The following is a 22,828-nucleotide window of genomic DNA, read 5'->3' on the forward strand; positions in this document are numbered from 1 at the left end:
GAGATAAAATCATAATCATGATACTTCTCTGAGGTTGCCTGACAAGTTACCACTACATCATAAGGCGCTATAGCTGCTTCAACTTTTCATTATCACGCACGACATTCAGCACATCGGATTCAGCATCATAGATGACGAAATACGCTTGAGTATTACGATAGACTTCAGCAGGCACAATGGATAGACCTGCTAATAAACTATCAGGAATCTCATCGATTCTTTCAGGCATTCTATTGGGAAAATCCATTTGCATTTTGCCAGAATCCGTTTTTGCGACTGTCAAAATACCAACCGCTTTGGCTGAAAAGTTAATCGACTGTACGTTTGAATTTTTATTAAACAATACATAGGCAGCGGCTAAAGTCGCATGACCACAGAAGTCAATTTCGGTCAATGGTGAGAACCAACGAATATGATAAACACCTATGCCATCAGCAACAATAAAAGCGGTCTCAGACAAGTTATTTTCAGACGCAATAGACTGCATCAAAGCATCATCTAACCATGTATCTGTCACAATAACCGCTGCGGAATTGCCTTTAAACAAAGTGTCAGTGAAGGCGTCTATAATATTTATTTCTAGTTGCATGAGATGTTCGCATTTTTATAATTTTTTAAAGATTAATCTTGGTCATCATTATCTTCCGAGAAATCAAAATAAGAAATAGTTGACCAAAACTTAATACTTAGATCAATAGGCAATAGTTTCGGTGATGTTGTACTGTAGCTAACCAGTCTTGGCAACGAGCTAATATATACCTAGTTCGCTAATTGTCTCAAAAAATCTCACTATAGCTAGGACAACATAATTATTTTAGCATTTTGACAATATTGAAATAGTATGACACACAAAACCCCAGTAAAATCTATCATGGCAAACAAACCTCTTAGATAACCGCCTATCTAGGCCATACCAACACTTTAAATAGGAAATTAGCGTCATGATGCGTATTGGATTGTTTTTATTGACCAACTTGGCCGTGATCGTGGTCTTTAGCATTGTGTTTGGGATACTATCCAGATTTTTTGGGATTGGCGGTGTATATACGGCAGGTGGGCTAGATTATGTCAGCCTTGCAGTTATGTGCGGTATCTACGGTATGGTCGGCTCAATGATTTCGCTATTTCTGTCAAAATGGATGGCCAAAAAATCCACGGGTACGGTGGTAATAGAATCTGCACGCAACCCAACTGAGCAATGGCTGGTCGATACAGTGGCAAAACAAGCGCAAGCGGTAAACATCGGTATGCCTGAGGTTGGTATTTTTAATAACTCGCAGCCAAATGCTTTTGCGACTGGCTGGAATAAGAATAAAGCGCTGGTAGCGGTATCCTCTGGTCTACTACAGAATATGAATCAAGATGAAGTCGAAGCGGTATTGGCGCATGAGATTGGTCATGTAGCCAACGGTGATATGGTAACCCTTGCCCTCATTCAAGGCGTGGTCAATGCGTTTGTGATGTTCTTTGCGCGCATTGTCGGTAGCTTCGTGGACCGTACTGTGTTTAAAAACACCAGTGATCGCCCAGGTATCGGTTACTTTATCACCAGTATTGTGATGGATATTTTGCTTGGGTTTTTGGCGTCTGCCATCGTGATGTGGTTTTCACGCTTACGTGAATTCCGTGCGGATCAAATGGGGGCCAAACTTGCCAGCCGCGAAAAAATGATCAGTGCGCTTGATGCTCTGCGTCCTTCTGCACAGCGACCAGATCAAATGCCTGAGAGTATGAAAGCATTTGCAATCTCGTCTGGACAAACGCAAGGCTTTAGTATTGCCAACTTATTCCGCTCACACCCCACACTTGATGACCGTATTACGGCGCTACTAGAATATAATCCTAGTCAGGTTTAATGGGTTAATTATATTCTAGTTGTACGCTGAACGTACCCTAATTGAGCTAATTTAATTTTAAAAAATTTTAGTTGTCTTTTTAGTACAACGATATCTATTCGATTAATATAAGATTCTTAGGTAAGCGGCCCACCAAAGGCCACAAAACTTGTTCCCAGCGCCTGAATAATATCAATCACTGAAGCTGCAAAAATTTTTAAGATTGCTACTTTTCCCATAGAATTATCCTCCCTTTCAGAATTGCAGTCTGAATCTAAAGTTGTCAACATACGATTTTTCAAATAAGACAAAACCATCAACACGAGACAGATAACTAGGAACAAAACAAGAGCAGAAGGATTTGAACCTCCACCGCTAACCGCTGACCTAAAAATCTTATAAGGCAAAGCTTTAAAAGTTGTATTGAATGCCTATAATGCCAGCTGCCACTGACATTATAGGGCTTTTCAAAGATTGAAATAAATCATAGCAATTGTAAGTATAAGTCCACTTATGGCTGTAATTACTGCTGCTACATTTACTTTAATCTCTATATTGGTTGATATTTTCATGGCATTAATCCATTTAAACGACTCAACCGGTTGAATCATTAAAGATTCGCATTTATATACCGCGTTGCCACGCGGTTGGGCTTACTTTGACTAGTATAAGCTTACCCGTTCGGACGACTTCTGCTGGCACAACCAGCCCAAATTTCGAGACTACTCTAGATAAGGGATCGCCCTTTAGCCGCTTATCAAGCGACATTCGGAGTTGATGGCTCCGAAACCTTTTAGAAAATAATTACTAGATAATATACACGGTATTGAACTAGAAAACACGCTATAAAGTATTATATATCTTACTACTTATTCTGCTATATGTGCTAAGTTAAAGCGTATATAAATATACCTCAACCACAATAAATAGTAGCAAGAACGTAATGACACCGCCAGCCCCCATTATTCATAAACGCAGACATAAAAAAAGCCTATCTATAAAAGACAGGCTTTTCTAAATCAAACTCGTTATTTAAATATCAAACTCAAGCGCTCTATCACCTTCGCTATCTTTGATACGCGTTGGCAGACCAATCTTATTCAATAGATTAATAAATGGCTTAGCATCTAGCTCTTCGACGTTGACCATTGTGCCTGCATCCCATTCACCAGTCGCAACTAGCATCGCAGCCGCAACAGGTGGCACGCCTGCGGTATAAGAGATACCTTGGCTGCCCACTTCGTTATAAGCGTCTTTATGATCTGAGACATTGTAGATAAACACTTCCGTCTCAACGCCATTGATTTTACCTTTAACTTTATCACCAATGCAAGTCTTGCCTGTATATTCTGGTGCAAGCGAGCTTGGATCTGGTAGTACCGCCTTCACGACTTTTAGCGGCACCACTTCTTGGCCTTCAGCCGTCATCACTGGCTGCTCAGACAGTAGGCCTAAGCTCTGTAGCACGGTGAATACATTGATATAATGCTCACCAAAGCCCATCCAAAAACGAATGTTTGGTACATCTAGGTTGGCTGACAATGAATGCACTTCATCATGACCACTCAGATAGCTGTTCTGCACACCCACAACTGGCAAATCATCTGTACGTTTGACTTCAAACATTTTATTAGACTGCCACTTGCTATCTTGCCAAGAGTAAACTGTCCCTGTGAACTCACGGAAGTTGATCTCTGGGTCAAAGTTAGTCGCAAAATATTTGCCATGACTGCCCGCATTGATATCAATGATGTCAATATCAGTCACAGATCCTGCATCCATCATGTCATAACCCAAGCGTGCATACGCATTGACCACACCGGGATCAAAGCCTGCACCTAAAATAGCAGTGACATTATTGTCTGCACAGCGCTGTTTGCGTTGCCACTCGTAGTTGTTGTACCACGGCGGCGTCTCACAAATCTTGCGTGGATCTTCATGAATAGCCGTATCTATATATGCCGTGCCTGTTTCAATACAAGCTTCTAGTACGGTCATATTGATAAATGCCGAGCCAACATTAATAAGTATCTGTATTTTTGTGTCTTGTATCAGCTGCACGAGTGCTTGGCTGTCCATCGCATCGACCTGATGCGTATGCAAGACTGCAGCCTGCTTAAAGCTGTCTTTTTCTTTTACGCTCTGCGCGATGGCATCGCATTTGTCTTTGGTACGTGAGGCGATATGGATCTCGCCGAGCACATCATTGTGCATCGCACATTTATGCGCGACCACTTGAGCGACGCCGCCTGCTCCGATGATAAGTACGTCTTTTTTGTTAGATTTGGCTGGTTGGTTTGTGTTCAATGAACAATCCTCCTTTGTGTCCCTGTCGATACCATTGATTTTGGCTATGCAAAACAGAAACGAGTGAATGATATGCGTGAATTAAAAAGGAAGACCGAGGAAAACCCACGCACCCGTCGGGCAGATAATACTCCATTATTTGCCCGACGCGATTATAACAATTTTTATTCCCTTATCGGTAAAAAATATGTATAAAAAGTAGAGATATTAAAATGCATACTAATACAGGTTAAGCCTTTGTTTTTTAAACATTAAAATACAAAACCCGACAATAACATAGTCTTAAAAACTAAGGCTACTAAGGCTTAAGATAGGCTGGCTTTATATTCCTCATAGTCGAACTCACGCTGGATATCGGTACTGCCGTCCAAACGACGAATCACAATCGCTGGCATATTAACCCCATTGAACCAGTTTTTCTTGACCATCGTATAACCGGCAGCATTACCAAAGGCGATCTTATCGCCTATCTGAAGATTACTCGGTAATGCATACTCACCAAAGATATCACCTGCCAAGCAAGAACGACCATAAATAATGGTATGGTCTGCCGACTCAGCATTGGCTTCAGACGGCGCAGCTTCTGCTGGATTGCCAGTAGGTGCAATATTGCTAGCAGTATTATTGATCGCGACAATCGGTGCGGACTCACGATAGATAAGCAAGTCGAGCATATGTGCTTCAATCGAAGCGTCGACGACGGCGAGATTTTTTTGATTGTGCATGGTGTCTAACACTGTCGTGACCAACGTGCCCGCGCCATGGATACTTGCTTCGCCTGGTTCTAAATAAACTTGCACGCCATAGGTCTCACTAAATACTTTTAATCTGTCAGCCAGCTTTTCTAATGGATAATCAGGCGCGATAAAATGAATGCCGCCGCCTAAGCTTACCCATTCAAGTTGCTGCAAAATATCGCCAAATCTAGATTCGATATCTGCCAAACTTTCACTAAAGGCTTCAAAACTGTCATTCTCGCAATTGTTATGAATCATAACGCCTGTAATATCGCTTAGTACCGCTGCGATTTTATCTTTATCGTGCTCACCAAGGCGGCTAAATGGACGTGCAGGATCAGCAATCAAAAATGATGAGTTGCTGGTTTTTGGATTTAATCGTAAGCCTACTGGAACACCTTGCGCTGCCGCTTGATTTTTAAAAGCAGTTAGCTGTGAGATTGAGTTAAATATAATCTTATCAGCATAACTGAGTACTTCAGGAATTTCATCTGCACTATAGGCGACGCTATAAGCGTGGGTTTCTTTTTTATCGCTGCTACTGGCATCAGCGTTATTACCAAAGGTCTCATAGCCCAATCTCACTTCGTTAAGTGAAGACGAAGTCGTGCCATGCAGATAAGGCTGCATCACATCAAAAACACCCCATGTGGCAAAGCATTTTAGTGCCAATAATGCTTTTGCACCAGACAGCTCACATAGCCTAGCGATGATTTTCATATTGGCAACGATCGCCGCTTCATCAAGCACGTAGTATGGCGTTGGTGGCAACGATACGTTGATAGAATTCTCTAGATTTTTTGCATTCATAATAGGTTACCTAATAGACACTCTGCTGTTGGTATCTTGACAGACAGATATAAATATTTGCGCTATAGTAGACTAAATCCATCATAATTAGAATATCTTATGGCACTCTCAACCGATTATTCCACCTCTGCCAGTCGATCCCATGCCTCTCAATTAGACCCAAAACATATAGACTTGACGCACCTCCACCCGGATGCGCGTGCAGTATTGGATTTTTGGTTTGATAAAGATAATGAAGCGTGTTGGTTTGAACAAAACGATCGTTTTGATAAGCAGATAAAGGACAAGTTTGGTGACATTTGGCAGGCAGCAAAGCAAGGTGAATGCGTTAAATGGCGCCTCGCAGAATCTTCTCTAGATGGCAATAGTTCAATAACAGCGCTAGCAGGACGATTGGCAGAAATCATTGTCTTAGATCAGTTTTCACGAAACCTGTGTCGCGAACAAGCCTGTGCTTTTGCCCAAGACGGTATGGCATTAGTTTTAGCACAAGAAGCCACTCAGCAGCCCTATTTTGACACTTTACCGATGCAATGGCGTAAGTTTATGATTATCCCATTTATGCACTCTGAATCTGCCTTAATTCATGAGCGCTATTTGCCATTATTTAGACAGTTAAATGATGCCACTACGCTAGATTTTGAATATCGTCATAAAGAAATTATTGATCAATTTGGGCGTTACCCACATCGTAATGAGGCACTAGGGCGCAAATCAACTGAGGATGAAAAAGCCTTTTTGCAACAGCCAAATTCTTCATTTTAAAGTAGGTTTTATCCAGTCTGCTTACTTTGTCACATTCTTATAGTGTCTTTATATAAAACAAGGACTGAGCCAGTTATCTGGTTCAGTCCTTTTGTTTGTACAATTGATTAAACGGCTTAACTAATAATTTACCTTACCCGTCGTAAAAGTGAATGACTTACTTTCTAAGTTTTTATCATCAATCAAGATATCAAAGCTTACTTGATACTTTGTATTGCCATACAGACCACATTGCTGGCTTTGATTTGCCGCGCGATTAACTTCGCAGCTCTTTAGTGCATCTGTTAATGGCAAAATAAATGCCTCATTCGCTGGTAATGCGTAGTTGGTGTTCACATACGGATCGTTATCAAAGTCGATCAATTGAATCGGTATATTAGTATTTCGCTGAGTATCTCGGAACTTGATGTTGCTGACTTTGATTTTGTTTGCTGATGGCATACTCACATAAACAGGCTGTCCGATAGGATCGGTACGTAAATCGCGACCTGTGCCTTTAACAGGGTTTGGCGACTCACTATACAGAGCAGTTACTGTATCAGTCACACCTTGACAGGGATAAGTAAAAACACCTGACACGGTTGTATCTTTGGTCGCTTGTGTCGCTGAGGCATGGCTAACCAAGACATAACCTTGGTTAAGAGCTGGATTTTTGGCATCCGGTTTATATAAAACCATGCCTGAGCCAACAGCGCTTGAGGTGGGTAGCATCAATGAACGCAAATGATAGGGTGCTGCCAACAACGACTTGGCCATTGATGTTGCCACCACATCCGTTTTCAGAAAGCTTCCTGCTGAATTGAAGTAGACAGATTGAGCAATATTTTCTGTGGCACCATATTGTGCGTTGCTGTATTTTGCGTTTAATAAGCGATCTGAGAAATCTAATCCACCGAAGAATGGGTTATTGCTACCTGTCAAACTAGCAATATCGCTGATTTTATTTTCGACATGGGCATTAAAACTGGTCGGCGTGCTATTAGCAAAGACGTATTTGATATAGTTTGCGTGCTTAATCGCAATATCATCAAGCGCGGTATCAACAGATAAACCACCTAAGCCACAGCTGGTTCTTGCCAGACTAAATTGATTATTAGCACTTAAGGCTGCTTGCGGATTATTCTCAGTAGGATTACTATCGCTTGGCTCACTATCTTGCTCTTCTTGTGTTTCGCTCTGTGGATTATTGGATGTAGAACCATTATCAGAGTCACCACCACCACCGCAGGCCGTTAAAAATACCGCTAAGAAAAGCACTACAGCAAGGTTCTTTTGAGGGGGATGAGCCATCATTTCTTATCCTATAAAATAGTAATATATATAATTCTAGTGAGAATAAAATTCAAAATAAAAGCTTAGTCATTGATTTAACAGCACTTTATACCAAGAGCAACATATTGTATTACATTTTATAAATTTTCGCTCGTTATTTTTCCGAAAATTTGCCTGTTTGTTAACATAGGTATATATCTTCTTTCTGCTGGTACATTAAATCTTTATCATTAGACGATTTCTAGACGAGATATTGTCGTTTAAAATTAGCTCTCTAATGCCTTTCTCACTGGCGCAAAGCTGCGCCTATGTGCTGATAAGACACCATGTCTCTCAATGGCTTCCATATGTGCGCGAGTTGGATAGCCTTTATGTTTGGCAATACCGTATTCTGGATACTGCATGTCAAGGGCATACATGGTCTCATCACGGCTCACCTTTGCCAATATACTAGCCGCTGCGATACTGGTATGACGTGCATCACCCTTCACCCATGCTTGGCAATCAACAGAAGATGGCGATATGCCCAATTCGTGAAATGTAGCATGGCTCAAATCAGGACAGCGATTACCATCAAACAATACTTCAATTTGTAATTGTTTAAGCAATGTATTCTCATTGTTTTTAGTCACCAAGCATGTAAGAGCGGCATCTAGCAGTGCCTCCGTACACAAGCGCATACCGAGCATGGTAGCCTGCAAAATATTGACTTGATCGATGACAGCTGCGGGTACATCAGCGATGATATAACTGACTGCATGCTGTTGTACCAATGGATAAAGAAGAACGCGCTTTTTTTCGCTCAGCTTTTTGGAGTCTGTCAGTATCGACAATGGTGTGTCTTTGAGTGGTTGTTCTTCAATCAATCCTGACCAAGACGCAGGCAATATCGCGGCGGCCACATTGACACTACCTAGTAACGGTCCACGTCCTGCTTCATCAACGCCAATTTTTAATATTGACTGTTCTAAGCGTTGCGCTTCATCGCGCTCATATTGAGCAAACAGCTTAGAGGTATTCAACTGTCCATATAAGCGTATAGGCGCCGCCAATTGAATATACTGCCCTTTGACATCAATATGATCAATACTGACGTCAATTATCTGGGCTAGGTTTTTTGTGCTAGGTTGAATTTGCATAATATTAGAAAGTCTTTCTAGGTTAGGTAAGATTGGAGGCATTACTATCGCTCATAAAATATTGTTCAATCACGCTATTCGCTGGCTCATGATTGCTTTGCTGCTGCAACGTGTGCTTTGTCGCTAATAGATCTTTTAATTGCTCAGCATAAGCACGCGGTTGTAATAGACGCATCACCGTACGGCAAATATTATCCCCACTTGCCTGCTCTTGAATAAGCTCAGGCACAATCGGCGCATTAGCCAAAATGTTAGGCAGTGCCACATAAGGCACTTTTACCAGACGTTTGGCAATCTGATAAGTGATCTGATTCAATTGATAAACCACCACCATCGGACGCTCAAGCAGCATTGCCTCCAATGTTGCTGTCCCAGAAGCTAGCATCACGATATCTGACGCTGCCATCGCATGCTGACTAAACTCTGGCTGAGTATCATCATAAACGACGACAATAGCTGCCCGCAGCTGCTCTGAGCATTGATCAATGACTTCTTGCACAATATATTGGTGATTTTGATCAACCGTTGGAATGATAAAACACAGTTTTGGGTCTAATAATATGAGCTTTTGAATGCCGTCAAGCATCAATGGCAAGATAGCGGTAATCTCACCACGCCGAGAGCCGGGCATCACGCAGATAAGCTGGCTGACATCATCAAACCGTTCAATAAAAAACTGCTGTAAACCATCATTGTGCCAGACCAGCTCGCTACGGCGCTGATTGATTGGCGAGTCTATCAATGCTTGATCAATGGTTCGTAGCAACGGATGCCCCACACAGATCGCCGGATGATTATGACGCTCATAAACCGGTAGCTCAAATGGGAATAGGCACAATACCAAATGGGTCGCCGCTTTAATATTATGGATACGCGACTCACGCCATGCCCAAATAGAAGGACTGACATATTGCACACAGAACACGCCTTGTGGCTTGAGTTTTTTAGCGACCCGTAGGTTAAAATCAGGTGCATCGATACCAATAAACCAATCGATATTGGCTGTCTTAAACGCACTCAATAGCTCGCGGCGTGCTTTGAGCAAATCTGGTAGCTGCGCCATGACTTCAACCAGACCCATCACTGCCAAACGCTCTAATGGAAAAATGCTTTGCAATCCTTGCGCTTGCATCTTAGTGCCGCCCACGCCTACCCAAACGATGTCATCACGCAGATTATTCATCTGTTGCATAAAATCTGCGCCTAAACTGTCACCTGACACTTCACCTGCGACAATGGCTATCACTAGCGACGTGGCAGTCGTTTTAGGTTTATTAAAATCCGTCTCTGTTTGGCTGATGGAATCAGTATGTGGATGAGACGTAGCAGAATCTGTCATGACAAGCTCTCAATATTGAAGATATACAAATAAAATAAATCGTTGTTGTAAAATATAACACAGTCAGTCAATGATAGAGGTTGATGACATACACATTTTATCTGTGTCTATTTTTTGGCGTTCATGTTTTAGTGTGCAATCGTTTTAGTGCGCAATCATAAAGCCATCGCGGTCGCTATCATACGTGACGATGATACAAATAGCTAAATTCACGCATAAAATCTGATCGTTGAACACCCAGCACTTAATTCATCCTTATTAATAGACAGAAAAAACGAAATACCAAACGTGCATTTGCGAATTCAAATATAACCTTAATCATGTGTAAGTATAACTAAGTTTTAGTTTCCTCATTCCAGTTATCAGTCAATTAACTACCGGACTACCCTTGTCAACCAACACTTTTGTCCGCATAATGAATATTCCTATAAATCAGCTAGACGATATATAACCATGACAACATCAGTTACCCATAATGCAGACATTGACGACGTGAATATTGAAAAATTTATTCCTTTGATTACTCCCGCTGAGCTAAAAGCTGAGCTACCTCTGTCAGACGATGCATACACAACCGTACTAAACGGTCGCCAAACGATCCAAAATATCTTGGACGGTAAAGACAAGCGTCTGTTTGTGGTCATTGGACCCTGCTCTATCCACGATATTAAAGCGGCCCATGAGTATGCCGATCGCTTAGCCGTATTGGCAAAAGAGATCGAAGACAGCGTATTTGTCGTCATGCGTGTTTATTTTGAAAAACCTCGTACCACAGTCGGTTGGAAGGGTATGATTAATGACCCTGACATGAATGACAGCTTTGATATCGAAAAGGGCTTGCGTACGGCGCGCAAGCTACTGCTTGATCTCAATGAAAAAGGCTTGCCTTGTGCGACTGAAGCCCTTGATCCAAACACGCCGCAGTACATTCAGGATTTGATCAGCTGGTCAGCGATTGGCGCCCGTACTACCGAGAGCCAAACACACCGTGAAATGAGCTCAGGCTTATCTTGCCCAGTTGGCTTCAAAAACGGTACTGACGGCGGTATGACGGTTGCTGTCAATGCGATGCAAGCCGTTAAAGAAGGGCATAGCTTCCTAGGTCTATCCTCAGATGGCAAAGTCTCTATCATCAAATCGAAAGGCAATCCTTACGCACACGTGGTACTCCGCGGTGGTAATGGCAAGCCTAATTATGATGAAACGGCAGTTGCTCAAGTTGAGAACGAACTGGCAAAAGGCAAAACCAATGGCAAAATCATGATTGACTCAAGCCATGCCAACTCAGGTAAAGACCCTTACTTGCAGCCAATGGTTATCCAAAACGTCGCTGAGCAAATTCAAAATGGTAATAAATCAATCATTGGCATGATGATTGAGAGTCACCTAAAAGGCGGCAATCAAAAACTAACCGCTGATTTAAGTCAGCTTGAGTACGGTAAATCTATCACTGATGGCTGTCTAGACTGGGATAGCACTGTCACCGCATTGCGCGGCTTGCGTGATATGGTAAAAGATGTGCTACCAAACCGCTAATAGCCATTAACGATAGTATATCGTCAAGCAAAAACTAAAAAGCCCTTTTCGTACTGACACGAAAGGGGCTTTTTATTGGGAGAATTTTAAGAAAAACATTTTCTTGAGCAGCTTAATTCTTAATGACAATTAATGCCATACGCTCAATTAAATAAAGCCAACTCTAGTTTGAGGTTGGCTTTATTTTAAAGTTAATACTACAGCTAAATTATTTCCTAGCTATTATCAATCAGCTATTTGCAGCACCTAATACACTCTCTAAGCTTTCAAGCACATGCTTGGATGCAACGTTCTTGCGTAAGTCTGTTAGCTGCTCATGTGCCATTTGACGACGTGGTTCAGCCAACGTATTCCAGCGTGCCAGCACTTGTAGCAGTCGCGACGCCAATACAGGGTTGGCATCATCGAGTTTTTTGATCACGTCTGTATACATCTTCAGACCCTCTGCTGTCCATAGTACTGTTGGTTGCGAGCTAAAGGCACCGATAACTGAACGGACACGATTAGGGGTATTCCAATCAAAATCGGTATGCGCAATTAACGACTTGATAACAACAGGTGTCACATCATCAGCGGCGGCTTGCACACTGAACCACAAATCAATCACCAGATCGTTTGCTTGGAAACGCTTATAGAAATCGGTCAAATAATCATTGGCTTTTGGCAGCTGATGGTTAACCATCGCCTTCAACGCACCAAAACGCTCTGTCATACAGCTAGCATGATCATATTGCTGTTGTGCCCAGTCGGCTGCACCTTCGACGTTAGCAGTCAGTGCCATATCAAGCACCACATTACGCAGCGCACGAATGCCTCGAGCTTGAGCACTGTCTTCATAAGACTGCATTGGCAGATCATTGTACAACGTAGCCCATTGATCTTTTAATTTATCTGCTACTTGCTGATATAGCCCATCGCGCTGCTCTTTCACTAGTACCGGATCGTAGTCTTGAGGAATAGCAGAAGCCAGCTCTTGCGCTGAAGGAATATCAAGTAATCGTGCAGCCAGCATCGCATCATCAGCTGCTAAAACGGGCAACGTCTGTGCCAAGGCTTCTAAATACACTTCAGGACTGCTCTTCGCACCTTGGCTTTGCAGTAAAATACGGTTGACTAGCATTTGGGTGACTTGCCAGCGGTTAAACCCATTGGTTTCATGCTTGAGCAAAAAGGCCAAGTCTGCATCTTGGTAATCATAGTTGAGCTGTACTGGCGCACTAAAATCACGCAGTAAAGACACAACAGGCTCACTTGCGACATTTTCAAACACAAACGTTTGCGTCGCCTCGTCAAGCAATAACATACGTTCAGCGACGATAGCGCCTGAGTCTTTATCAAACAGTGCGGTTGCTACAGGTATCGGCAACGGTTTTGGTGCATCAAAGCCTTTCACATGACGTGTTTGCTGGTTCAAGGTAATCGTTAATGTCTGCGCTGCACTATCATAAGTTTGAGAGCCCGATACCACTGGCGTACCTGGCTGACGATACCAGTCGATAAAGTCCTCGATTTTGTCATCAGTGATACTAAGGGCCGATAAAAAGTCTTCTACCGTGACCGCTTGTCCATCATAACGACGGAAATACTCGTCTGTTCCTTTGCGAAAATCATCCGGCCCTAATGTGTTCGCAATCATTCGTACGATTTCAGCGCCTTTCTCATAGACGGTTGTCGTATAAAAGTTATTAATCTCAACAAAGCTCTCTGGGCGTACTGGATGTGCTAATGGGCCTGCATCCTCTGCAAATTGATGTGCACGCAAGGTCGCCACATCATCAATACGCTGTACCGCACTTGATTGCTGATCTGCTGAAAACGACTGATCACGGTAAACCGTAAAACCTTCTTTCAAACACAGCTGAAACCAATCACGGCACGTGATACGGTTACCCGTCCAGTTGTGAAAATATTCGTGAGCAATAATGGCTTTTACGCTAAAACTGCGCGCATCAGTAGTGGTCTCAGGGCTAGATAACACACAAGCGGTGTTAAAGATATTAAGACCCTTATTCTCCATTGCGCCCATATTGAACTGACTGACTGCCACAATCATATAGCGATCTAAATCATAGGCTCGGCCGTAATTGACCTCATCCCATCTCATGGCGTCTTTTAAGGCTTGCATACCAACATCACATTTATCGATATCGGCAGATTTTGCGTAAACCTCAAGTAATACGTCCCGACCTTCGCTGGTCGTATAAGAGTCTGTCAACACATCCAAATCAGCAATAACACAGGCAAATAAATAGCTGGGCTTGTTGGTTGGATCCTGCCAAATCGCATAATGACGCTCTGGCGCATCAGCAACCTCGCCTGCTTCAACTAAATTACCGTTAGCCAATAACGTCGGATAGCGCTTATCGGCTTCCAGTCGAGTGGTAAATATCGCGAGTACATCAGGGCGATCAGGATAAAAAGTAATCTTACGGAAACCTTCTGGTTCGCACTGAGTCACAAACATGGTGTCGTCACCACTACCTGCCATGTATAGACCTTCAAGCGCGGTGTTAGTTTGCGGGGAGATACGTACCTGAATGTCTAAGATAACCTCATCAGGTGCTTCATAAATCGTTAGCTTGCCATCTTCTTGCTGGTAGTGCTCAGATGTTAACGCTTTATCATTCATGATAATAGACAGCAGCTCTAACGATTCGCCAAATAAGACAATATCCCCTGTGGTTTGGCGTACCATCTTAAGCGTACTATTTACCTGAGCATAATCTTCAAAAAGCTTAATGTCCAAATGGACCGTTTCCACATCAAAACTTGGTTTTTGGTAATCCTTTAGATTAATTTTACTTGGTGCATGTGGGGGTACATCTGGCATTTCAGGGTTGATGATCTGAGCATCGGTTTCAGCAGTAGACATGGTAATTTCCTATTATTATTGATGATATGTTATGAGTGTTATTGTTTTGCTATTCGCATTATAGCTTTCGTCTTGATAGCAACGTTTATGGCGCTCAAAGTCACAATGAAAGTCACAACGGGCGCATGTTATATATGGTTTCCTGCTTATAGGTAGATTGACCTAAATCCTTATATTTCAAGTACGAGCATCGAGATAACTGAGTTTATCCTTCATATACATTCATGCTTGTTAATAAGCTTCTATATGAATGATTAAATCAACAATTGGCTCACGTTATCAATTGGATAATGCCGATGAAAATGATTTAATAGGCGCACTAATAACTCACCTTTCATAAACGGCTTATTATATGACAACACACACTGCCAAATACTCAAAGATCACGTTACCTCTACTGATAGAGTATGTTGATGCTCTCATGCCTTCGCTTGATAACTCACTTGATAAACAAGCACAAACGATGACTAGACAGACTGATGACACTACTCAGCTGTTATGGGTAGCACACGACAAAACAGAATTATCAACTCTGCAAACACAGCTCAAGAAAACTACACATATTAAAGATACGAATGTTAAAGATGATAATAACGTATCAGCTGAAGCATGGCACGTCTCCACTTTATCAGAGCTTGCTAAACAGCCTGTGCTTGAACGATACGAGCTTGCTTGCTTTTGGCTACCCACCCTCTCACAAGAGCTGTTACATCAATACATCCCTGCCCTCATGCGTTATCGTGATCTTTATGCAGCACACTTGCTGGTTGCACTTGATAGTTCCATTGATTTGAAACCTTATGGATTTACGCCATTTGATATCTTAAGCGAGCCATCTTTAGATATTAGTGATATTGAATCCATCACGTCTTCCAATGTATCAGCGGCGCTTTGGCAGTTCAATTTATATGATTATAAACAGCTACCGAATTGGCTCAATGCTGATTACTGGGCCAATCCTGAAAACTGGGGCAAATACCGCTGGTGATATAGTGAATTCAGTATAAAAGCGATACAGTGGGACTGGGATAAATTTTTCGCAGCCTCTGTCTGCGTAGGCACAGCACGCAAGGAAAATTTAGACCAGTTCCACCTTGATATATAATGTATCTGTTTTATTTAGGATTGACTATACGTTACATATCTATCGTTATTTACAGTAAAAATACTTACATAAATTAACAGTTAGTATATGATGTCTAAAGATTGCTTGAGTTTTATCGTAAGCAGTTTAAAAAATAAATTTAATTAAAATTTTAGGAGCTCGTCATGTCAATCAGTTTTTCTAAGATCGCTGTTTTAGCTGTACTATCAAGCGCCGTTGCACTCACTACAGGTTGTGCGACTAAACGTGCTACCTCAGAGGTTGTGGTCGCGCCGCTAGGTATTCCAGGTGGTCAAGTTGGCTATAATGGTGCCGTCATCGTTGATAACTCAGCCGCTGTCATTACTGGTGCTGAAAACTTACAAGCGGTTGTCTACTTTGCTTTTGATAGCAGCGAAATCACTGCGCAAGCGGCGAGTGTCCTTAACCAACACGTGAGCCTATTAAACTCAAACCCAGCAGCTGGTGTCGTTATCGCAGGTCATACTGATGAGCGCGGTAGCCGTGAATACAATATGGCACTCGGTGAGCGCCGTGCCCAAGCAGCACGTAATTATCTTGCTGCTCAGGGTGTCGCCGCCAACAACATCCGTGTCATTAGCTATGGTGAAGAACGTCCTGCAGCGGCTGGCAACACCGAAGATGCTTATGCACAGAACCGCCGTGCTGAGCTGTCTTACTAAGCGTCATTAAAAATCATTTGCTTTAAAAAAGCCCAGTAATGTTATATTACTGGGCTTTTTATATTCTATTGAGCTAAGTAATATATAAATATTTCAAACTCAAATGTAAGATACCTAATTTTAAGTATATTATTTATATTTCTAAAAAAACTTCGTTTTCAATTAAAAATACTAGGGCGTGTTGAACATTCGACCATGGCACTGACAGCGACTATTTTTTAGGCGATTTGATGTTAAAAATAATAAGTTTAGTCATTCTAAGCGCTTATTTTTAACGATGAAGCGGCAAAAAAGAGTCCTGTCCCCTGCTTTTTATCGTTGGGGCTGATGCTAAAATTGCCCCATACTGCGTTACAAATCTCGCTAAGGCATCTGCATTATCGTCGCTTTGTGCCTTGTCTGGAACAATTTTAGCGATCAGCAGTGCCTATTTACGAATGTTCAACACGCCCTAATGACCACTCATGATAATACCAGTACTAAATATCACTAACGTCCAACTTACTCAACTCGACCATGAAACTTGGTGCGTGACTGCTCAAGTAAGTGATTTATCCAGTCCTGTAGGAATGAGCAACTTGTGGAACGACTTATACTGGTTATCAGTATATCCATCATCACATATAGTCTTTACTGAGCTTCGTCATTTCAAATGGCATTATCATGCAGTACAAAAACCAATATCAAAACGTAGTATTGCTCATAGGCAACGTCAACAGCAGCGCCAAGGTGTGAGACAGTTACTACAAGCGCTACTCAATAAGCTAGAAATCAGCGATACCTTAGATGAGTCGAGCTTTCCCTATCGCCTTAGCAAAAGCAAGTATTACGTCTGTTTTAGCCATACAGCCGCTCATAACAAAGACGAATTTAATAAAAAATCTCATCAAAATATCGCTGCTATTTCATACAACAAAGTAGCAGCGGTCATCAGTCGTCGTCGCCCTGCTGGCATCGATATCGAGCACAATGATGTTGCTTGGCATATCGTCAAGCGTTTTTACTCAGATCATGAAGTTACTATCTTACAGACATTACCAAAAAATCAGCGTGATTATATTGCAAAGTTACTATGGCAAATCAAAGAAAGCTTTATCAAGATCCATCAGTACACTTTGGCACAAGGTTTAGGTATAGATTACTCTGATGTCATTCCTGCCTTGACTGATGATATAAATAAAGACTTTATTACTATCAGTCATACTAACGATCAATCCAATCACCAAATTGCAGTATTGCAAGCAGATCAAACAGTTGTTGTTTTTTGATCATATCTGGCAATGCTCTTGTATTTATTATCTTCACTTTCTTTTAAACATAAAAAAACGACCTTAAAAAAGGTCGTTTTTTTTGTTCTAATGACAGTATTTACACTGTGATTAGATTAAAAACGGTAAGTTGCGCCAAGTTTAACGATTGGCAACCACTCTAACCAATCTTTATCTTCAAGCTCACTCTCAGCACGTCTTGCAACTTCAGCGCCAGTTACAGGCAGTTCATCTCCACCTGTAACTCTGACAATTTGTGTTGGGTTACTTGAGCGAACAGTAGCATCGGTTTTACCCATGTAGGCTGCACCGATTTCACCAAACACACCCCATCTATCAGAGATATTTGGACGGAAACCAACGGTTAGGTATGGAGCCAAATCATTACGATGCTCCAAAGTTCCAGACAAGGTACCAACGTCTTCAGCATTGTAATCAATGTTATCAATTCTAAAGTTTGGACCTTCAGCACTTGCAGTTACTTCAAAATCATTATCTGGTACAATGATGCCAGCACCCACAGTAAACCAGTTCGCTGCAGGGCGCATCTGTACGCCTAAGTATGGGTTACTAAAATCTGCATCATCAATATCATAGTTGATGTCGTCTACATCAAAGTCATCTTTGATATCAGATACATCGCCACCTGCCCAACCAGCTTGTAATTCAGTTTTCTCGTTAAGTGACCAACCGATGTTAGCACCATAACCTAGAGTACCAACTTCAGCACTAACAGATGCTGGATTAACAGCTGTTTGGAAGAAAGTTTTAGTACCACCAAATACAGCACCAGTAGTGTTGCGTACGATACCAGCATCAGAGTTATATACGTAAGCAGGTTCTGCTTGGTAGGCAACAGCCACTGGTTTAGCTTCGTATACTACTGCATCGTTGTTATCAACAACGATAACCGGATCAGCTGCTAATGCAGCAGTTGATGCTAGAACAGCAGCAGAGATAGCTGTAAGTTTAATAAGTTTCATAATTATTCTCCTAAAGTGTAAAGTAACTCGCCCGTAAAAAATGATAATTTTGCTCTTTTTTAAACCACCATTTTGTTGAAGAGATTAAAACAATTTTGACTCAAAAAGTCACCCCCATGGATGCGCTTTTTATTTGCCGTTATGTAAATATTGCATAGTTACTGTAATAATTACTACACTAACCTGCAAAACTTTGAATTCCTGTTACACAACTCTCTCAAAGCAATTAATCAGCGTAGACATGAATACTGATCCGCTTAATGTTCATGTGAGGGTATTACAAAATGTTTCATCATAATGTCTGAGTAAGCCACTCAACTCAACAGCAGTTATATAGCTTATTACTACAGAATGTTGCAATGTGTGAGTTGAGGTATCTACTGTTGCGCTTAGAAAAAATTGTAAATATGGAAGCTAATAGTACAAATGTTCTTATATAGTGTCACCAAGCCTTGTCTCAGCTTGATATTGTGCTAAATTAGACATAGAGATAGATCTATTGTGGGAATGCAGATTTATTACTATTTGTCTTCGTTATGAAAACATTATAGTCTCGTCAGCCTCACCCTTTTACTACTACCGAGCCTTTTATATGCCTAAAGTATCCTCGATCACCCGTGTGTTAGAGATCATAGAAGCCGTGTCATATGCTTCTAAACCTCTCTCTCCACTTGAGCTATCGCAAGAGTTGGATATTCCTAAACCGACCATACACCGTTTAATTCAGAATTTGGTCGACGATGGTTTTTTGACCGTTGATATCGGTGGCGGTATTGTTCCTGGTAAACGGGTTCGCAATCTGAGCGTTGAGCTTTGGCAGCAGCGCTTATTCTTTAATGAGCGCCAGATGATTTTGCAAAAACTGGTTGATGAGCTCAAAGAAACTTGCGGTATCGGTGTTCCTTATTATATGAATATGATTTATACCAACCGCGCACAAACGACCTTACCATTGCAGATATACCTCCCAGTAGGTGCAAAGTCGCCCATGTGGTGTACGGCAACTGGTAAATTGTATTTAAGCCAGTTGTCTACCACCAGTCGTAATAAAATATTGCAGGGTTTACCATTAGATAAATTCACCAAAAACACCATCACTGATATTGACGCCTTGAATGCCGAGCTCGACCGTATCGCTACCACTGGCATTGGTATTGATAACGAGGAGTTTATCTCTGAAATGGTGGGGGTGGCGGTGCCTATATTAGATAAAAAGTCGCGCTATCTGGCCTCATTGTACCTGCATGCACCAACGATACGCGTATCGCTCGACGAATTACTGATTCATGTACCTCGACTACAGCAAGCAGCGCAAGATATTCAAGCTCTCGTGTATGACTTACAAAGCTAATAGAGTCATTGCTCATTCATTCCTATGATCAAATAAAAAAGGTTCACACTATAAATGTAGCATGAACCTTTTTGCATCTAACAAGCGCTCTTTAATCAGTCCTCACTATTCACGATAGTAAGAGTGATTGAGTATATGAGTCGTTATTTCTAAGATAATTCTAAAACAATACCGAGGCATCATGACGGCCCATAATACTAGAGAAATCTTTATCACCGTTCTCAAGCGCATGCGTGGCATATAACTCTGTTGCCTTGGCACCCATTGGCGTGTCTACATGAGTATCCTTTGCCGTTTGCATGGCAAGATTGAGATCTTTTTGCATCAGCTTACTCATAAAACCACCTTGGTAGCCATTGCTAGATGGGACATTTTCCATGACTTGCGGATAAGGGTTATAGACCTCTAACGTCCAGTTACGGCCTGAGCTTTGTAGCATAATATCTGATAATACTTTGGGATCTAGACCGTTCTTTACCCCTAAATTAATCGCCTCTGCCGTGCCTGCCATTAGGATACCTAACAGCATGTTGTTGCAAATCTTCGCAACTTGTCCTGCACCATGTTCGCCTGCATGAAAAATATTTTTCCCCATTACAGCGAGTATCGGCTCAGCTTTGGCAAAAGCGTCGTCATCACCACCCACAATAAAGGTCAAGCTACCAGCAATCGCCCCGCCTGTCCCGCCAGACACGGGGGCATCCAAAAAGTCGATGCCAAGCTGGCTTGCAGCGTCTGCCACTGTCCTAGCATCAGCAGCCGCTATTGTACTACTGTCAATCACAAGCGTGCCTTTTGGTAATTCTGCCAGCAGACCATTAGCGCCACTATCGCCCAGATACACAGAGTGCACATGCTGACCCGCCGGCAGCATACTAATGACAACTTGAACATTGCTCGCTGCATCTTTAGGACTCTGTGCCACGCGAGCACCTGCTTTTTCTAAGCGCTGGGTTGCTGCATCAGACAAATCAAAGACAGAAAGTGTATATCCTGCCTTTAATAAGTTTTCTGCCATAGGCGCACCCATATTACCAAGCCCAATAAAGGCAATATTTGGTTTAGAGTTATTATCCATCATCACTGTATCTTTTGTACCCATCTCATCACTCCTTGATGATTTATGATGTAGCCATTGCTACATACTATTTGACAATATTTTTTAGTAATATATTTACGTTATGTTTTACAATGCTTTTTTAAAAGTATAGTCGATACACTCTAAAAATGTCATAGCGCTACTGGGATGAATTTTGCGCAGCCTCTGGGAACGCAGCACGCAAGTAAAATTTATGCCAGTAGCGCATTTAAATCCATAACAGTTTTGCATTCAGCTAACTATATTAAAAAACGCTGTCTGTCTTACTTTTTGAGTTGTCTGTAAATAATTAGCGCACATACTGACTGCCCAAAGCTTCCTCACCCAGCCAATCTTCTAGAGGGTGCTCACCTTTTGGATAAGGATTGGCAAAGTGCTTATCGATATACGCTTGGCCTTCTACACTTACGCAGTCTGCCAACGAGCGCGACCACTGCGGATCTTTATCTTTATCAATCAATAATGCACGCACACCTTCTTTGAAATCAGGATTGGCTGCACAATGTACCGCCACGTTGGCTTCTAAATATAAAACTTGTTCTATCGATAAATCAGCGACTTTGTGATACAGCGCGTAGGTTAACGCTGCCGTCACTGGGCAACCATGACGATAGGTTGCAACTGCTCGCTGAGTCCAACTGTCTTCTGAAAAATCTTTATTTAACTGTACTAGCGCTTCATCACTTTGTAGCGATGCATCGATATCTGCCAAACTGCCACTGTTCATCAATTTTTGGATAGGCTGCCAGTAGGTCGCGAGCTTACTATCAGACAACTCGGCTACTGGCAGCTCAGCAAGTGCACGGCTGACGATACTATGCGCACTATTATGATGGAACTTGTTTGAACTACTGGCACTATCGAGCGTTTGCCAGTCGCTCTGCTTAAGACGTTGTATGACAGCATCATAATCATGACTTGCAACAGCATACTCTGCTAGGTTGGCCAATAGCGCGTCATTGCCATTGCATATCGCGCCAGTCAAGCCTAAGAACAAACCTGTTTTGGCAGGCATTCGCTGCAAAAACCAACTGCCTGAGGCATCAGGAAATAGGCCAATGGTAATCTCAGGCATAGCAAAACGTGTGCGCTCAGTGACAATACGATGACTGCATCCTGCCATCAGCCCCATACCGCCGCCCATGATGATGCCATCACCCCAAAGTATTAATGGTTTTGAGTAAAAGTGCATTTGACGATATAGACGATACTCGTGACTGAAAAACTCAGTGGCATAAGGGTTTGGTATCGGCGCACTAGTAGACATACTGTCATAGAGCTTACGAATATCACCGCCTGCACAAAAGGCCTTATCGCCTGCACCTTTTAACACAATCGCCACTATTTGGTCATCCGCTTGCCACTCCTCTAACTGCGCTGCTAGAAGTTGACACATATCGACACTGAGCGCATTAAGCGATTTTGGGGTATTAAGTGTCATTATCCCAATCAAATGCCCGCAATCTGTTGGTTCAGTATTGAACAATACAGATGCCTCTTGCTCGGTATTGTTCGAAGAGTTTTGGGTATCGTCGGTAGCTGCTGTCATAAAAGTGACCTACAAAGTTAAAAAGTTAAAAAGTTAAAAAGTTAAAAAGTTAAAAAGTTAAAAAGTTAAAAAGTTAAATAATGTCATGAGTGTTATGACCCAAGCATTTTAAGCAATGCTTATTTGTTTTGCCAATTGGGTTGACGCTTTTCTAAAAAGGCTTATACCCCTTCACGCT

17 protein-coding genes are annotated in these 22,828 nt (G+C 42.0%); 7 read left to right on the forward strand and 10 right to left on the reverse strand.

Annotated elements, in window-relative coordinates; translation table 11 throughout:
* Positions 1-67 precede the first annotated feature (67 nt).
* The gene (locus tag CUR83_RS07820; RefSeq protein WP_223334195.1) at positions 68-589 is read right to left on the reverse strand and encodes a PhzF family phenazine biosynthesis protein; all 522 of its coding nucleotides are present in this window, start codon (positions 587-589) and stop codon (positions 68-70) included.
* 352 nt (positions 590-941) lie between these two features.
* On the opposite strand from CUR83_RS07820, the gene htpX reads away from it, so the two are divergent.
* Positions 942-1,856: a protease HtpX gene (gene htpX / locus CUR83_RS07825; RefSeq protein ID WP_223334193.1), complete on the forward strand. Its 915-nt coding sequence runs from the start codon at positions 942-944 to the stop codon at positions 1,854-1,856.
* 1,011 nt (positions 1,857-2,867) lie between these two features.
* Here the strand turns inward: htpX and CUR83_RS07830 are convergent.
* Positions 2,868-4,142, reverse strand: coding sequence for a saccharopine dehydrogenase family protein (locus tag CUR83_RS07830; protein WP_223334191.1), 1,275 nt, complete (start codon positions 4,140-4,142; stop codon positions 2,868-2,870).
* 305 nt (positions 4,143-4,447) lie between these two features.
* Positions 4,448-5,689 (reverse strand): carboxynorspermidine decarboxylase, encoded by a 1,242-nt coding sequence (locus tag CUR83_RS07835; RefSeq protein ID WP_071001704.1) that lies wholly within the window; start codon positions 5,687-5,689, stop codon positions 4,448-4,450.
* 99 nt (positions 5,690-5,788) lie between these two features.
* Between CUR83_RS07835 and CUR83_RS07840 the strand changes: the two genes are divergently transcribed.
* Positions 5,789-6,454, forward strand: a complete 666-nt coding sequence (locus tag CUR83_RS07840; RefSeq protein WP_083328820.1) for a DUF924 family protein — start codon at positions 5,789-5,791, stop codon at positions 6,452-6,454.
* A gap of 120 nt (positions 6,455-6,574) precedes the next feature.
* Here the strand turns inward: CUR83_RS07840 and CUR83_RS07845 are convergent, their stop codons facing one another.
* From CUR83_RS07845 to lpxB, 3 genes are all read right to left on the reverse strand, one after another.
* On the reverse strand, positions 6,575-7,747 hold the full coding sequence (locus CUR83_RS07845) for a CAP domain-containing protein (protein WP_093069955.1): 1,173 nt from the start codon (positions 7,745-7,747) through the stop codon (positions 6,575-6,577).
* A 245-nt stretch (positions 7,748-7,992) separates the two neighbouring features.
* Positions 7,993-8,865 (reverse strand): ribonuclease HII, encoded by an 873-nt coding sequence (locus CUR83_RS07850; RefSeq protein ID WP_284719399.1) that lies wholly within the window; start codon positions 8,863-8,865, stop codon positions 7,993-7,995.
* Between the two features lie 22 nt (positions 8,866-8,887).
* Positions 8,888-10,204, reverse strand: coding sequence for a lipid-A-disaccharide synthase (lpxB, locus tag CUR83_RS07855; RefSeq protein ID WP_223334187.1), 1,317 nt, complete (start codon positions 10,202-10,204; stop codon positions 8,888-8,890).
* A 453-nt stretch (positions 10,205-10,657) separates the two neighbouring features.
* Here lpxB and CUR83_RS07860 point away from each other — a divergent pair, with 453 nt between their 5' ends.
* Positions 10,658-11,740, forward strand: a complete 1,083-nt coding sequence (locus CUR83_RS07860) for a 3-deoxy-7-phosphoheptulonate synthase (RefSeq protein ID WP_284719400.1) — start codon at positions 10,658-10,660, stop codon at positions 11,738-11,740.
* 229 nt (positions 11,741-11,969) lie between these two features.
* On the opposite strand, the gene pepN is transcribed toward CUR83_RS07860, so the two are convergent.
* Positions 11,970-14,570, reverse strand: a complete 2,601-nt coding sequence (pepN, locus tag CUR83_RS07865; protein WP_284719830.1) for an aminopeptidase N — start codon at positions 14,568-14,570, stop codon at positions 11,970-11,972.
* A 394-nt stretch (positions 14,571-14,964) separates the two neighbouring features.
* Between pepN and CUR83_RS07870 the strand changes: the two genes are divergently transcribed.
* From CUR83_RS07870 to CUR83_RS07880, 3 genes are all read left to right on the forward strand, one after another.
* On the forward strand, positions 14,965-15,600 hold the full coding sequence (locus CUR83_RS07870) for a DUF6231 family protein (RefSeq protein ID WP_284719401.1): 636 nt from the start codon (positions 14,965-14,967) through the stop codon (positions 15,598-15,600).
* Positions 15,601-15,881: 281 nt separating this feature from the next.
* Complete coding sequence (gene pal, locus CUR83_RS07875; protein ID WP_093069940.1) at positions 15,882-16,400, forward strand: peptidoglycan-associated lipoprotein Pal; 519 nt, start codon at positions 15,882-15,884, stop codon at positions 16,398-16,400.
* 464 nt (positions 16,401-16,864) lie between these two features.
* Entirely contained in the window at positions 16,865-17,668 is an 804-nt protein-coding gene (locus CUR83_RS07880; protein WP_284719402.1) for a 4'-phosphopantetheinyl transferase superfamily protein, read from the forward strand.
* 116 nt (positions 17,669-17,784) lie between these two features.
* Here CUR83_RS07880 and CUR83_RS07885 read toward each other — a convergent pair whose 3' ends face one another.
* Positions 17,785-18,651 carry a hypothetical protein gene (locus CUR83_RS07885; RefSeq protein WP_284719403.1) on the reverse strand — a complete coding sequence of 289 codons (867 nt, stop codon included), beginning with the start codon at positions 18,649-18,651 and terminating at the stop codon, positions 17,785-17,787.
* 592 nt (positions 18,652-19,243) lie between these two features.
* On the opposite strand from CUR83_RS07885, the gene CUR83_RS07890 reads away from it, so the two are divergent.
* Positions 19,244-20,002: an IclR family transcriptional regulator gene (locus tag CUR83_RS07890; protein WP_284719404.1), complete on the forward strand. Its 759-nt coding sequence runs from the start codon at positions 19,244-19,246 to the stop codon at positions 20,000-20,002.
* Between the two features lie 160 nt (positions 20,003-20,162).
* On the opposite strand, the gene mmsB is transcribed toward CUR83_RS07890, so the two are convergent.
* Together mmsB and CUR83_RS07900 are read right to left on the reverse strand one after the other, a co-directional pair.
* Positions 20,163-21,104 carry a 3-hydroxyisobutyrate dehydrogenase gene (mmsB, locus tag CUR83_RS07895; RefSeq protein ID WP_284719405.1) on the reverse strand — a complete coding sequence of 314 codons (942 nt, stop codon included), beginning with the start codon at positions 21,102-21,104 and terminating at the stop codon, positions 20,163-20,165.
* Between the two features lie 286 nt (positions 21,105-21,390).
* Entirely contained in the window at positions 21,391-22,650 is a 1,260-nt protein-coding gene (locus CUR83_RS07900) for an enoyl-CoA hydratase/isomerase family protein (RefSeq protein WP_284719406.1), read from the reverse strand.
* Positions 22,651-22,828: the final 178 nt, after the last annotated feature.

Origin of the sequence: Psychrobacter pocilloporae, assembly GCF_029872915.1 — a bacterium.
Classification (GTDB): Bacteria; Pseudomonadota; Gammaproteobacteria; order Pseudomonadales; family Moraxellaceae; genus Psychrobacter; species Psychrobacter pacificensis.

Excerpts from the sequence above, each read along its gene's own strand:
- mmsB (WP_284719405.1), bottom strand. The coding sequence starts at position 21,104 with ATGGGTACAAAAGATACAGTGATGATGGATAATAACTCTAAACCAAAT.
- CUR83_RS07900 (WP_284719406.1), bottom strand. The coding sequence starts at position 22,650 with ATGACAGCAGCTACCGACGATACCCAAAACTCTTCGAACAATACCGAG.
- CUR83_RS07860 (WP_284719400.1), top strand. The coding sequence starts at position 10,658 with ATGACAACATCAGTTACCCATAATGCAGACATTGACGACGTGAATATT.
- CUR83_RS07880 (WP_284719402.1), top strand. The coding sequence starts at position 16,865 with ATGATAATACCAGTACTAAATATCACTAACGTCCAACTTACTCAACTC.
- pal (WP_093069940.1), top strand. The coding sequence starts at position 15,882 with ATGTCAATCAGTTTTTCTAAGATCGCTGTTTTAGCTGTACTATCAAGC.
- CUR83_RS07890 (WP_284719404.1), top strand. The coding sequence starts at position 19,244 with ATGCCTAAAGTATCCTCGATCACCCGTGTGTTAGAGATCATAGAAGCC.
- lpxB (WP_223334187.1), bottom strand. The coding sequence starts at position 10,204 with ATGACAGATTCTGCTACGTCTCATCCACATACTGATTCCATCAGCCAA.
- CUR83_RS07835 (WP_071001704.1), bottom strand. The coding sequence starts at position 5,689 with ATGAATGCAAAAAATCTAGAGAATTCTATCAACGTATCGTTGCCACCA.
- CUR83_RS07845 (WP_093069955.1), bottom strand. The coding sequence starts at position 7,747 with ATGATGGCTCATCCCCCTCAAAAGAACCTTGCTGTAGTGCTTTTCTTA.
- CUR83_RS07820 (WP_223334195.1), bottom strand. The coding sequence starts at position 589 with ATGCAACTAGAAATAAATATTATAGACGCCTTCACTGACACTTTGTTT.
- CUR83_RS07885 (WP_284719403.1), bottom strand. The coding sequence starts at position 18,651 with ATGAAACTTATTAAACTTACAGCTATCTCTGCTGCTGTTCTAGCATCA.
- pepN (WP_284719830.1), bottom strand. The coding sequence starts at position 14,570 with ATGCCAGATGTACCCCCACATGCACCAAGTAAAATTAATCTAAAGGAT.
- htpX (WP_223334193.1), top strand. The coding sequence starts at position 942 with ATGATGCGTATTGGATTGTTTTTATTGACCAACTTGGCCGTGATCGTG.
- CUR83_RS07850 (WP_284719399.1), bottom strand. The coding sequence starts at position 8,865 with ATGCAAATTCAACCTAGCACAAAAAACCTAGCCCAGATAATTGACGTC.
- CUR83_RS07870 (WP_284719401.1), top strand. The coding sequence starts at position 14,965 with ATGACAACACACACTGCCAAATACTCAAAGATCACGTTACCTCTACTG.
- CUR83_RS07840 (WP_083328820.1), top strand. The coding sequence starts at position 5,789 with ATGGCACTCTCAACCGATTATTCCACCTCTGCCAGTCGATCCCATGCC.